Source organism: Ignavibacteriales bacterium (genome assembly GCA_026390775.1).
GTDB lineage: Bacteria > Bacteroidota > Ignavibacteria > Ignavibacteriales > Melioribacteraceae > Fen-1258.
Genome location: JAPLFF010000007.1, coordinates 1,360,769 through 1,373,659, shown reverse-complemented (window position 1 = coordinate 1,373,659; position 12,891 = coordinate 1,360,769). Strand labels below are relative to the sequence as shown.

12 protein-coding genes are annotated in these 12,891 nt (G+C 34.7%); 8 read left to right on the top strand and 4 right to left on the bottom strand.

The window, feature by feature from the left end; translation table 11 throughout:
• The first annotated feature begins 167 nt into the window (after positions 1–167).
• From NTZ27_11250 to NTZ27_11230, 5 genes are all read left to right on the top strand, one after another.
• Positions 168–1,832 (top strand): amidase, encoded by a 1,665-nt coding sequence (locus NTZ27_11250; protein ID MCX6175318.1) that lies wholly within the window; start codon positions 168–170, stop codon positions 1,830–1,832.
• A 141-nt stretch (positions 1,833–1,973) separates the two neighbouring features.
• A complete protein-coding gene (locus NTZ27_11245) occupies positions 1,974–2,723 on the top strand; it encodes a cytidylate kinase-like family protein (GenBank protein ID MCX6175317.1) in 750 nt (249 codons plus the stop codon).
• Between the two features lie 61 nt (positions 2,724–2,784).
• The gene (locus NTZ27_11240; protein ID MCX6175316.1) at positions 2,785–2,946 is read left to right on the top strand and encodes a hypothetical protein; all 162 of its coding nucleotides are present in this window, start codon (positions 2,785–2,787) and stop codon (positions 2,944–2,946) included.
• A gap of 127 nt (positions 2,947–3,073) precedes the next feature.
• Positions 3,074–4,852 (top strand): hypothetical protein, encoded by a 1,779-nt coding sequence (locus NTZ27_11235; GenBank protein MCX6175315.1) that lies wholly within the window; start codon positions 3,074–3,076, stop codon positions 4,850–4,852.
• 115 nt (positions 4,853–4,967) lie between these two features.
• Entirely contained in the window at positions 4,968–6,050 is a 1,083-nt protein-coding gene (locus tag NTZ27_11230; GenBank protein ID MCX6175314.1) for a serine protease, read from the top strand.
• A gap of 64 nt (positions 6,051–6,114) precedes the next feature.
• Here NTZ27_11230 and NTZ27_11225 read toward each other — a convergent pair whose 3' ends face one another.
• Positions 6,115–7,425, bottom strand: a complete 1,311-nt coding sequence (locus NTZ27_11225; GenBank protein ID MCX6175313.1) for an aminotransferase class V-fold PLP-dependent enzyme — start codon at positions 7,423–7,425, stop codon at positions 6,115–6,117.
• Between the two features lie 186 nt (positions 7,426–7,611).
• Here NTZ27_11225 and NTZ27_11220 point away from each other — a divergent pair, with 186 nt between their 5' ends.
• The 3 genes from NTZ27_11220 (at position 7,612) to NTZ27_11210 (ending at position 9,880) form a co-directional block, all read left to right on the top strand.
• Positions 7,612–8,829, top strand: a complete 1,218-nt coding sequence (locus NTZ27_11220) for a peptidase C1 (GenBank protein ID MCX6175312.1) — start codon at positions 7,612–7,614, stop codon at positions 8,827–8,829.
• Between the two features lie 70 nt (positions 8,830–8,899).
• Positions 8,900–9,361: a methylglyoxal synthase gene (locus NTZ27_11215; GenBank protein MCX6175311.1), complete on the top strand. Its 462-nt coding sequence runs from the start codon at positions 8,900–8,902 to the stop codon at positions 9,359–9,361.
• 9 nt (positions 9,362–9,370) lie between these two features.
• The gene (locus tag NTZ27_11210; GenBank protein ID MCX6175310.1) at positions 9,371–9,880 is read left to right on the top strand and encodes a DinB family protein; all 510 of its coding nucleotides are present in this window, start codon (positions 9,371–9,373) and stop codon (positions 9,878–9,880) included.
• A gap of 173 nt (positions 9,881–10,053) precedes the next feature.
• Here the strand turns inward: NTZ27_11210 and NTZ27_11205 are convergent, their stop codons facing one another.
• The 3 genes from NTZ27_11205 to NTZ27_11195 form a co-directional block, all read right to left on the bottom strand.
• The gene (locus tag NTZ27_11205; GenBank protein ID MCX6175309.1) at positions 10,054–10,473 is read right to left on the bottom strand and encodes a cytochrome c; all 420 of its coding nucleotides are present in this window, start codon (positions 10,471–10,473) and stop codon (positions 10,054–10,056) included.
• Positions 10,474–10,559: 86 nt separating this feature from the next.
• Positions 10,560–12,161 (bottom strand): N-acetylmuramoyl-L-alanine amidase, encoded by a 1,602-nt coding sequence (locus NTZ27_11200; GenBank protein MCX6175308.1) that lies wholly within the window; start codon positions 12,159–12,161, stop codon positions 10,560–10,562.
• A 5-nt stretch (positions 12,162–12,166) separates the two neighbouring features.
• Positions 12,167–12,763: an isoprenylcysteine carboxylmethyltransferase family protein gene (locus NTZ27_11195; protein MCX6175307.1), complete on the bottom strand. Its 597-nt coding sequence runs from the start codon at positions 12,761–12,763 to the stop codon at positions 12,167–12,169.
• Between the last annotated feature and the right edge of the window lie 128 nt (positions 12,764–12,891).

Here is a 12,891-nt window from a genome sequence, read left to right as displayed (position 1 = left end):
ATAAAACAAAGTTAATAAAATTATTCTTAACTCAGAATTTTTACTTATCATTAAATAAACATTGCTTCCCTTTCCGTCAATCCATAATTTTCACAATAGATCATTGATTGTGTACGCTTTATATATTGTAAATCAGAAATTAAATAAAATCTAAAATGGACATCATTATGAAATCATTAAAAAATATTTCATTCTTAAAATTTATCATATTACTTCTTCTTAGTTCACAAATCTCTTTCCCCCAGCAAACAGAAAAAAAGATCAAAAAAGAAGATATCCCCAATGCAGAAAAAATATTCGGAATTGAATTTACAGATGTCGAGCGTGATTCAATGCAGGACGCACTGAACGAACAACTCGGTTATTATACAAATATTCACAAGATTCGTTTGGATAACAGCATTCCACCAGCAATTCTTTTTAATCCGATTCCTGCCGGCTTTAAGTTTGAACGAAAACAATACCCGTTAAAATTTAGCAGCTACTTCGGTACAAAAATGCCTGCTAAGATCGAAGATCTTATATATTACTCTGTTGGCGAGCTATCGTACTTAATTAAAACAAAAAAAGTGAGTTCAACTGAGTTAACAAAAATGTTTCTTGATAGATTAAAAAAATTCGGACCAAAACTTCACTCTGTAATAACGCTTACCGAAAAGTTTGCACTTAAGCAGGCAAAAAAAGCCGATGAAGAAATTTCAAAAGGAAAATACAGAGGCATGCTTCACGGTATTCCGTTTGGAGTAAAAGATCTGCTTACAACAAAAGATTACAGGACTACATGGGGAGCGGCACCATTCAAAGAACAAATGATAGACGAAGACGCAACAGTAATAAAAAAACTGGAAGATGCCGGCGCTGTATTGTGTGCAAAACTTTCAATGGGCGAACTTGCAATGGATGACGTTTGGTTCGGCGGAATGACTCGCAACCCGTGGGATACAACAAAAGGATCGAGCGGTTCATCGGCAGGTTCTGCTTCATCTGTTTCTGCCGGACTTCTTCCGTTTGCTATCGGAACAGAAACTTGGGGATCAATTGTCTCTCCTTCAACAGTTTGTGGTGTAACGGGATTGCGCCCAAGTTACGGACGTGTAAGTCGCGCCGGCGCAATGGCATTAAGCTGGTCTATGGATAAGATCGGCCTACTCTGTAGAAATGCTGAAGACCTCGCAATTGTTTTTGATGTTATCCGCGGAACTGACGGAAAAGATCAGACTCTTTATGATGTACCGTTTAATTATAATTCCAAAGTTGATTTTAAAAAACTAAAGATTGGTTATTTGAAAAATGATTTCGCGAAGAAATATTCTTTCCATCAAAATGATTCTTTAGCATTAAAAAAATTAGAAGCGCTCGGCGCTCAGCTGATCCCGATAGATTTGCCGGATGTCGCAGTAAATGATATTCAAATTATTTTAACAGCAGAAGCGGGTGCCGCTTTTGATGAACTAACACGATCTAATAAAGATGATCTGCTCGCCCGTCAATTTAAAGGCGCATGGCCTAATATTTTCCGTGCATCCAGATTTATTCCTGCAGTAGAATACATTAACGCAAACAGAATCCGCTATATGCTAATTCAAGAAATGCAAAAGCTGATGGAAAAAATTGATGTCTACATTGCCCCATCTTGGGAAGGAAATAATTTACTTCTGACAAATTTAACTGGACATCCTTCCGTTGTAGTGCCAACTGGTTTCACTAAAAAAGGGACATTAACAAGCATTACATTCATGGGGAAACTGTTCGATGAAGGAAAAATAATCGCTGTTGCTAAAGCTTTTCAAGATGCAACTGATTATCATAAAAAACATCCAAATTTAGATTAACACACTTATAAAAAAATTTTCACTTACCTCTACCCTTAATCCGCAACGAAAGTTGCGGATTATTTCTAATCTAAATTTTTAATTAAATTGCATGTAGAAATTTCCTCTCCTCCATTTTATAACTTAATCGGGAGGTGGAATATGAAAGTCCTTGGTTCTTACGAAAAAGCCCGCATTTATATTAACAAACATTATCAAGAATCTGAAGAAGCAGAATTCCGTAAACGAAAAATGAATCCCGGTCCTACAATCACAATTTCCCGCGAAACTGGAATTGGCGCTGTAGCAATCTGCGAAAATTTAATTGAGTATTTTAATCATTATGCCATCGATAATTATAACGATTGGACCTATTTTGACCGTGATCTGATAGAAAAGATAATGGAAGATCATCACCTGCCCGAACATTTTCGAAAATATCTATCGGAAGAGAAACAGCACAAAATTGATTCGTGGTTCGGAGAGATATTGGGAATTTCTCCTTCAAAACTTTCTCTTCTCCACAAAACCTCACACACAATTTTAAAACTTGCTGAATATGGAAACGTAATTATTGTTGGAAGAGGTGCAAATATAATAACAGCAAAAATTCCGAATGCTTTCCATATCCGGTTTGTTGCACCGCTTAGTTTCAGAATTGAAAATGCGATGCAGCTTTACAATGTTGACAGGAAAACCGCAACTGATTTTATTAAAGAGGAGGACGAATCCAGAAAAAATTATATCTGGAAATATTTTCATAAAAATATTGAAGACCCTCTTATCTATCATTCTATTGTTAATACAAACCTTCTCAAGTTTGAAGAGATTGCGGAAATGATAGGACACTGTGTAATTAGACGCTTCCCGGAATTCTTTACAAGCCCATTTAAGGAATTAGTAAACGAATAATGAAATATCTAAATTCTTATTGCTCGAATTTATTAAATGACCTATCTCAAGAATTTATGATATGTTTTATATTGATTGGGAAGATGAATTTTTAACCCGCAGCTGGGTAAAATCTGATGTGAATTTTAATTATGATATTAAGAAAATGACTTTCGAAGTTCCAAATTCTCCCGACTTCATTTTTACTGAATTACTCTTTGAAAAATTACCGGAGAATAAATAATACTCTACCAAGTACTAGAATATCTAAGGTGAATTATCTTAGTGGCTATTTAGGTAATAATAAGAACTTAATCATTTACAAATCGTCTTAATATTTACTCAATTCAAAAATTAAGGAAGTCTGATAAATGAAAAATCAAATTAGATTCTTATTCCTAACAGTTTTATTTCTTCTTGCCTCGTTAACGGCAATATCTGCTCAGCAAAAATTTTACGTAAATTTAAATGATCGTGCAGATGATCTTTTCAAAGTTACTTTAGTACCCGAAAAACTTACAGAGCAAAATAAAATTTATCAGTTTGCATCAACTGCGCCGGGAACATATCAGACAATGGATATAGGCAGATTTGTCCGTTCATTCAAAGCTTATGATGATAAAGGAAATGAATTGGGATCAAAGCAAATCTCAACCAATCAATGGGAACTTGAAGAACCTACTAAGACAGCAAAATTAGTTTATACAATTGCCGAAACGTGGGATACTCCTGTAAAAGAAAATCCGGTCTATGCAATGTGCGGAACATCTTTAGAAAAAGACAATGCGCTGATAAACGGTCAATGCGTTTTCGGATATTTTCATGGGATGGAGAAAACTCCAATTAAAATAAAATTGGATTATCCAAAAGAATGGATAGCTGGTACAGCATTAAATCTTGACAAAGATGGTTTTTACGATGCGCCCGATTATGATTATGTTGTTGATTCTCCGATCCTCCTTGGTAATCTTACAAAAACAACAACCAAAATTGAGAACACTTCAGTTGAAGTATATACTTATTCCAAGACCGGGAAAGTTACTTCAGATCAAATATTAATCTTACTCGAAGATATGCTGACGGCTACAAGTCAATTCACACAAGGACTTCCTGTGGATCATTATACTTTTCTTTTCCATTTTGAAAATTTTTCTGCTGGTGCGTGGGAACATAATTTTAGTTCCGAATATATCCTCAACGAAAGTCCTCTTGAAGAAAATGTAGCTAAAGAGATTAAGTCAATGGCTGCTCACGAATTTTATCATGTTGTTACTCCGTTAAATATTCATAGTGAATTAATTGGTAATTTCAATTTTGAAAAACCGACTATGTCTCAACATATTTGGTTGTATGAAGGAGTAACTGAATGGGCTTCCGACATTCTTCAGTTACGAGATTATCTTATTTCTCTTGACGATTATCTTGCTGATATGAAATCTAAACTTATTGTCAACGATAATTACGACCCAACAATTTCACTTGTTGATCTTTCTCTTCATTCAACAGAAAGACAAGATCAATATGGGAATATTTATCAAAAGGGTGCTGTTGTCGGCTGCCTGCTTGATATCCGTCTGCTCGAACTTTCAAAAGGGAAAAAGGGATTGCGGGAAGTACTAAATCAACTTTATAAAGACTATGGTGTTAACAAAGCATTCAGCGAAAAAGATTTCTTTGATGAATTTGTAAATCGTACTTATCCCGAGATCGCAGATTTTATCAATAGATATATTAAAGGAACAGATAAACTGCCTGTCGCGGAATATTTTGGAAAACTTGGAATTGAATACAAAGAATTTATAGGTATAGACAGTTCAAAAATTTCTCTTGGGTTTGGGATTGGAGTAAAAGATAATAAGTTTATCGTCATTCGTGTAGATAACCCAACCGCCGATGGTGTTCACGTACTTGATTTAATAACTAAAGTGAACGGTGAAGAAGTTACCTTACAAAATGCACAAAGCAAATTCGGCTTTATGAGAAATATAAAAGTAGGCGGCATATTTGTTCTTACAATAGAACGGAACGGTCAAGAAAAAGAAGTAACATGTTCTATACAGCCCAGAGCGATCAAACATCAATTTAAGGTTCTAGATGATGCTTCAGAACAACAACTTGAATTACGAAGTGCTTGGATGAAAAACTTATAATCAATTTTTAGTCTTGGCGCGGATTTATATCCGCCAAGACCTTAGTTTTCCCCCTTTATTAACATGTTTTTTTCTGTTAGATTTACTTCAGATAAGCAGCCACTCAGGTAAAACAATGATTCGAAAATTTCAAATTAGAACATTACTTGCAATGCCGCTTTTATTTTCAATTCTCTCATGTACTTCATCGTCCATTTTTGAAAAAGTTTACCCCACCTTAAATGACGGCAAATACGATAGTGAGTTTCCATACAGAAATTCATCACAACAGCTTGAAGAGGTAAGTAATTCTATCCGCTTAATAAACAGTATAGCATTTTATGAAAGCTATGTGTTCAATCGCAATAAAATTTTTACTTTACGACAACTGAATCAAATAGATTTTGAAAAGAATGCAGTTGAGAAAGTTTATTTCAATCGTACCGCATCCGGAACCGGAACAATAATATTTGCCAACCAAGGATTAGTTGCGCTGTTAACTGTTGCTCATATCGTTTCTTTCCCGGATACAGTTGTTTCATATTTTGTAAACCCAGATGGAACTTCATCTCAATTTATCGAGAGTATCTCTATCAAATCGAAACAAACAAATTATGTCGCCGATTTTCCTGAGAGCGGAGAACTTGATATAATTCTTCAAGATAAAAATATGGATATCGCATTGCTCGGAAGAAGATATACTTTAAATGAAACTTTAAGGATGACAACTTTCAACTATACCTGGGGTAATTCAGCAGAACTTGAATGGGGAAGTTTTGTTTATGTATTTGGATTTCCAATGAACTATAAAATGATCTCGAAAGGAATTGTCAGCAGTCCGGGGAAAGAAAAACATATTTTTCTAATTGATGCGGTATTCAATAAAGGTTGCAGCGGAGGAATTGTTCTTGCCATACGCGATGGTGTTCCTAATTTTGAATTGGTTGGAATTGTAAAATCTGTTCCGGCTGAATTTGAAAATACTTTACGACCTTTAATTAAAGAACGAGATCTTGAATATAATCCGATGCTTCCATATAAAGGTGATGTTTATGTTGATAAAGAACAAGTACTGCGTATAGGCATTACAAAAGTTATTGGCATTGAGACCGTAAAAGATTTTTTAATTTCTAAAAAGAATGATTTAATAAGTATGGGATATAATTTTAAAGATCTTTTTGGTCCGATTAATCAAACCATCTTAAAACAAGTTCATTAATGCTATCAGCTGTCGGCAATCGGCTAAAAAAAATCACTAAAAGTAGATGGCTGACAACCGATAGTTATTCCAATACTTCTTTTACTTCACCACGCGCAACAGATTCAATCACATCTGCGAAAAGATCCATTTCAGAAACCATTGTATAAACATTTGGTGTAATGCGTAACCCTTTGAACTCTTCAAAAATAATAACAACTACAAAGATCCTATGTTTATTTAATAAATACTCAGCAAGTTTACTGATGTTTACTCCTGTAATATTAAAATTCACTATCCCCGCCCAATTAGATTCATCATCTATATCAATCAAAAATTTAACGTTATCATATTTTTTAACACGATTGATCCACCGTTTGTGAAGATAGCGGAATCTTTCAGCTTTTCTGTCAATCCCAATTGCTTCATTGAATGCAAGAGCTTCTGCAATCGCATTATGATTTGCGGCCGGATGAGTTCCTATCTCTTCGAACTTGCGGATGTTGTCTTCCATTTCTTTTGATGCCGCCATTAACGGCCATACTTTTTTAATTAGATCTCTTTTTACATACAACATTCCGGTTCCGATCGGAGCGTAAGTCCATTTGTGAAGTGAAGTTCCGAAATAATCACATTCAAGATCTGCAAGAGTGTAAGGAAAATGATTAAACGAATGTGCCCCGTCAACAATAACTTCAATCCCTTTTTCATGTGCTGCTCTGCAAACATTACGTACAGGAAGAATCTGCCCGGTTAGAAAACAAGTATGGCTTATTAAAATCAATTTAGTTTTAGAAGTAATTCCGTTTTTGAGTGCTTCTACGTAATCATCTTTATTTATGAGAGGAGTCGGATATTGAACCTTGTTTACTTTTATACCTATTCGTCTTTCCATTTGATTAAATGTTGTTAACATGCGGGGATAATCTTGCGTGGTAGTAAGAATTTCATCTCCGGGTTTAAAATCAATTCCCAGTTGAATGATTTGCAGCGATTCGCTATCGTTTCTAGTAATTGCGATTTCTTCTTTATCACATCCGAATACAATTGCTAATTTTTCACGTACTGTTTCGATTTTAGGTTCAACATGCTGCCACATATAATATGACGGTGCTTGGTTACAATAATCTACATAACGTTTGAAAGCATCTATAACAACTCGCGGAGATGGTGAAACGCCGCCGTTATTTAAATTTATTAGCGAACGATCAACATCAAATGCCGATTGAATTCTGCCCCAGAAGTCTTCATCACTTGCTGATTCTACCGGAGAGACTGATGGATTTAATTTAGCTAATGCTTCTGTTGCACGTGCAAAGGCATCGGTTCTTAAAGCAATAAATGCACCGCCTGTAGAAATCATAAACCTATTTAAAAATTGTCGACGTGAGTACATAATAATCTCTCCTTGATTTCAAGATTAGTTTAATTGAAACTATCGCAAATCAACTTTCAAAAGCAATCTCAATTTATAAAAAGATACGCTTTTATTTCTATCAAATTTATCTATACAATCTTCCCTTTCTTTCATTAATTTTGATGTGTAAAATTTGTCCATTATTAGAATAACCGGAGAAATAAAATGAAGAATTTTAAAATCTTTCTATTCACCTTTTTATTAAGCGGATTAATCACAGCACAAGTTCATGATAAGGGAACATTTGTTCAACCGAAAAGTGAATTTTGGGATGAAATCCAAAAAGGGATTGATGATTTCAACAAAAAAGAAAAGTCCGATAATAAAATATTTAAAATGGATTATACCGGACTTAATCTTCCTAAATCAAAAAATGAATTCACATCTTACTGGCACAATGATCCCATCAATCAAGGCAACACCGGAACTTGCTGGTCTTTCTCAACAACATCTTACTTGGAATCTGAAGTTTATCGAATTCATAACATAAAAATTAAACTCTCAGAGATTTGGACTGCTTATTGGGAATATCTGGCAAAGGTTAGAAGATTCGTAACCGAAAGAGGAAATTCGGCTATCGGTGAAGGATCGGAAGCAAATGCAGTTATTAGAATTTGGAAAGAATATGGTATCGTACCGGAAAATGTTTACGACGGAAAACTACCGGGACAAAAACATAACGATCACGGAAAAATGTTTCAAGAGATCAACAATTATCTAATCGGTATCAAGAATACAAATTCATGGAACGAAGATGAAGTTGTTAGTACTGTAAAATCAATTTTAAATCATTATCTGGGCGAACCGCCAACCAAATTTACTGTTGATGGAAAAGAATACACACCAAAAGAATATTTAAGTAAAATAGTCGGGCTTAACTTAGATGATTACGTTGCCGTTATGTCGTTAATGCAAAAACCATATTATGAAAAAGTTGAGTATGAGGTCCCGGATAATTGGTGGCATAACAAAGACTACTATAATGTTCCTCTCGATGTTTTTATGTCAACTATAAAAAGTACAATCAGAAAGGGATTTACACTCGCAATTTTCGGAGATGTTTCTGAAGCCGGAATCGAATCGCACGCAAAAGTTGCTATGATTCCTTCATTCGATGTTCCTTCTGAATATATTGATGAGTCCGCACGGCAATTTCGTTTTAGCAACGGAACAACCGGCGATGACCACGGAATTCACATGGTCGGTTATTTAAATAAAGATGGTAAAGATTGGTACTTAATAAAAGATTCAGGTTCGGGTTCATTCAATGTAGGTGATAAAGGATATTATTTTTACCAAGAAAATTATGTGAAGCTAAAAATGCTTGGATTCATGGCACATAAAGATGCTATTGCTGATTTGTTAAGTAAGTTCAAGAAATAATATTTTACTTTATGCTGTTATTATTTTAGTGCGATGTTAAAGGAAAAAATAAAATATAATTAGGAGATGTATGAATAAATTTATCAACGTAGAAATGAAGAAAAAGAAAAGGATTGCTCTCGTTGCTCATGATAACAAGAAACAAGATTTGATAGAGTGGGCAAAATTCAACCGCGGTAATCTTGGTGATCATGAAATTTATGCAACGGGAACAACCGGAAAATTGCTTGAACAAGATTTGGGATTTAATGTAACCCGATTGCAAAGTGGTCCTCTCGGAGGCGATCAGCAGCTTGGCGCAAAAATTTCAGAAAATAAAATTGATGTGCTGATTTTTTTCTGGGATCCGCTTGAACCTCAGCCGCACGATCCTGATGTGAAAGCACTTCTTCGCATTGCTGTTGTTTGGAATATTCCTATTGCATGTAACAGAGCATCTGCGGATTTTATTTTTTCTTCACCTCTTATGAAGGAAGAATATTCCCGTATCGTTCTGGATTATAACGATTATTTAACACGTGATATTTCATAGAGGTAAAAAATGAAACGGCCCAACAAAGATGAATACGCTTTATACTATCATACTTATATTGAAAAAGTTCCGGACGGGGATGTTGTTAAAAGTATGAACAAGCAAATCGCTGAAGTAAAAAGATTATTCAAAAATGTTACCAAAAAACAATCGGAGTTCCGTTATTCTCCCGAGAAATGGAGCGTTAAAGAAGTTCTCGGTCATATTTTAGAAGCTGAGAGAATTTTTGCTTATCGCGCACTACGTTTTGCACGCAACGATAATAAAGATCTTCATGGATTTGACGAGAACGAATATATTCATCAATCAAATTACAGTGAGATCAAACTAGCAGATCTTGTTGAAGAGTTTTGTGCATTACGTACATCAAATATGCTGATGTTCAAAAATTTTACTGACGAGATGTCTATACGTACCGGCACTTCAAATGGGAATAAACTTTCCGTACGCGCACTTGCATATATCATGACCGGACATGCACATCATCATCTTAAAATTTTGAAAGAGAGATATTTTTAATTTTATACCTCTGCTGGTTTTAGCATATCCGCAATTAGAAAAGAAAGATTATGATTAGATGTTATTTTATTTTCGAATGATACGGCTGAGATGATCAAAAAAATTATTCTTTAAAATAATAAAACCCGGTTCCTATGAAATCGGGTTTTATATCACTACCGATTGATAATTATTTATTTGGTTAATAAAAATTCTGCAATCCTGCCAAGCTCTTTTACGTCCCTATTTTCATAAGAAGGCATAATTGTGCTTTTGTATTTCTCACGGAACGCATCAAAACGTGAACCGCCGCTGTAAGATGAAGGATTGCGCAGATAATTTATTAATCCGTCACGAGTCCAATTTTTATTAATATTAGCTAAAGCGGGAGCCGTTTGCGTTCCCTGTAAATTTTCTCCGTGGCAAGTAATACAACCAAGCTGCTTTGTTAACGTTTGTCCGTCGGCTGCAGAAGTAGTTTGAGTCGTTTGCTGTCCCATTTGTCCCATCGTTGATGGCATTGCCTGTGCTTCTTTGCGTGTAATTCTTCCAAGTAAAAAAAGAATAAGAAATAGACCAAGAAAAGCGGCAACCCATTTTTGTGCATTAGTCATCTACAATAAACCTCTATTAAAATTTAACGATGTAAAGTTAAGGCGATGAGTCTTGAATAACAAATCACATGGCTATCAGCTTTCAGCTACTTCCCAAATTCTTTCTCGTAATTCTCTTTATATTTTTTAATAGAAGAAAAAATTGCTTGGGCTATTTCATTTTGCCCTGCTGTGCTTGCAAGATGAGCTTCATCTTTTCTGTTAGATAAAAATCCGGTTTCAATTAAAACTCCAGGCATGGAAGCACCAACCAGAACATAAAACCCCGCCTGCTTAATACCTAAAACGGGAATCTTTACATCTTTTTTCCACTCTTGATCTAAGAGATCGGAAAATGTTTCTGAGTAACGCATAAATTGAGAATGCGCCATACTTACTAGAATAAAATTTTCGTCTGTAAGTTTTTGATAACGATCGGGATTGTCTTCGTATTTGATTACGCTATTTTCAAATTCTGCAATTTTAATTGCCTGCGAAGTTCTGCCGGGACGTAAAAGATAAACTTCAAATCCGCGATACGAAATATCTTTAGCTTCGGTTGAATTGCAGTGAATTGAAATGAAAAGTTTACCTCCATTTTCATTAGCGATCTTCCCCCTTTTATATAGTTCAATAAACTCATCTGTCTTACGTGTAAATACTACGTGAACTCCCTGAAGATTTTTCTCTATTAATTTTCCAAGTTTTAGAGCAACTGCAAGATTTACATTCTTCTCCTTCACTCCTGTTACACCAATAGCTCCGGGATCTTTTCCGCCATGCCCCGCATCAATTACAACAGAATCAAATAGCCATTTGGATCTTGCATCATCAACATTTAATGGTGTAGAATCAAAAAGTTTATTGTGAATTGTAATAAGAATATCATTATTATCTAAATCTTGTAATGCTTCGGTTGTGGAATATCCATCGTTTAGAACAAACTCCAGTTGATTATTTCTAGATGTGATTACTGTTTTTTTGATCCGTTGAACAAGTCCCGCATGTTTGACTAAGTTAATAATATCCGGCGCTATTGTTACTCCCGATAGGAACACATACAAAGTGTTATTGTTTATTGAGTGCCTTGGAATATTTAATTTGCGGCTCGCTTTAAGTCGGATTAATGTTCCGTTAGATTTTTCTTCCACTTCAATAGAATTTATATCATACTTCGAACTTACCTTTTCGACCGGAGTTTCTGGATCAGGTGGTTTAATTTCTTTTTCTTGGGATTGTTTTGCAGTAACAAAAGACTCTGCCGCAAACGGTTCTTCATTAATAATTAAGTTTTTAGCGCGGCTGTCGAAAGAAATTTTTTCCCCGTAACCAAGACTTATATATTCAATACAATAGATGAGAGGAATAAACACATCTTCCTTTAACAATAATGTAGAAATGGGAATTTGAAAAATTGATCGTGCGCCGTCAGATTTGCGATTGAGAATTACAAATTGATTTTTTGCTGTAAACTTGAGAATATAATCTTTGAACTTAAGTTCAATCTTTGCTGCCTCAGCATTGAAAAACTGTGTTACGCCAAGAAGAGATGATAATTCTTTTGCAGATGCATAGTCAATTCCTGCTTTAGTAACATATGATAATGTTTCTTCTCTTCCTGAAATCTGAACTGAAATTTTATATAGACGCTGCGAAAATGTAATCGAGGCAGTCAATAAGATTATAAACAGAAATAATTTGGTTTTCATAACAATTATCCGATGAACGGAATAATAAACCCGCTTTGCTTTTTATATGCGGCAAACTTTTCACCGAAATACTTTTGAAGCAGCTTATCTTCAACCGACGCTCGCATTATAAAAAGAGGCAGTTCAAATAAAATTACTATCGGAACAATTGTAAAACTTAATAGCGCTAGTCCTGCACCAAGGTCTGAAAGTATTTGACTGATATATTGCGGATGACGAATAAATTTATAGATCCCCGTTGTGTGTAGCTGGTGTTCTTTTAGAATAACAATATCTTGTGCATAATCTTTCCCAAGTGATTTGTATGTCCATACTTGAAGCCAAGAAAAAATTAGAAACATAATTAGTCCGGCAATGCGAATATTTTCAAATTGAATTTCAAAACTATCTGTTAGTGATCCAATTTTAAAGATAGATAAGATTGTTAGTATAAGAACTAAAGCGGCAATATTAGGAGGTACTTTTTGCAGAAATGTTGCCGGTCTTTCTACAACCTTAGTAATAGATGTTTTAAGTCCTTTTTTTGCACCTGAGTAATTTGCACTCATAGAAACGAACAAATTTAGGGCTACAAGAATGTTTATTGCATTTTGAGATTCCATTTTCATTCATCAGGTATTTAATCTTAAGCTCAATATAATAACTTTCGTAGAAACTTTGATTTTTCGAAACACATCCGATCGATTTGGAACAATAATACTTGTAACTATTACAGTAATTCTAATAATAT

Coding starts and splice junctions, on each gene's coding strand:
- NTZ27_11250 (MCX6175318.1), top strand. CDS start 168: ATGAAATCATTAAAAAATATTTCATTCTTAAAATTTATCATATTACTT.
- NTZ27_11245 (MCX6175317.1), top strand. CDS start 1,974: ATGAAAGTCCTTGGTTCTTACGAAAAAGCCCGCATTTATATTAACAAA.
- NTZ27_11240 (MCX6175316.1), top strand. CDS start 2,785: ATGTTTTATATTGATTGGGAAGATGAATTTTTAACCCGCAGCTGGGTA.
- NTZ27_11235 (MCX6175315.1), top strand. CDS start 3,074: ATGAAAAATCAAATTAGATTCTTATTCCTAACAGTTTTATTTCTTCTT.
- NTZ27_11230 (MCX6175314.1), top strand. CDS start 4,968: ATGATTCGAAAATTTCAAATTAGAACATTACTTGCAATGCCGCTTTTA.
- NTZ27_11225 (MCX6175313.1), bottom strand. CDS start 7,425: ATGTACTCACGTCGACAATTTTTAAATAGGTTTATGATTTCTACAGGC.
- NTZ27_11220 (MCX6175312.1), top strand. CDS start 7,612: ATGAAGAATTTTAAAATCTTTCTATTCACCTTTTTATTAAGCGGATTA.
- NTZ27_11215 (MCX6175311.1), top strand. CDS start 8,900: ATGAATAAATTTATCAACGTAGAAATGAAGAAAAAGAAAAGGATTGCT.
- NTZ27_11210 (MCX6175310.1), top strand. CDS start 9,371: ATGAAACGGCCCAACAAAGATGAATACGCTTTATACTATCATACTTAT.
- NTZ27_11205 (MCX6175309.1), bottom strand. CDS start 10,473: ATGACTAATGCACAAAAATGGGTTGCCGCTTTTCTTGGTCTATTTCTT.
- NTZ27_11200 (MCX6175308.1), bottom strand. CDS start 12,161: ATGAAAACCAAATTATTTCTGTTTATAATCTTATTGACTGCCTCGATT.
- NTZ27_11195 (MCX6175307.1), bottom strand. CDS start 12,763: ATGGAATCTCAAAATGCAATAAACATTCTTGTAGCCCTAAATTTGTTC.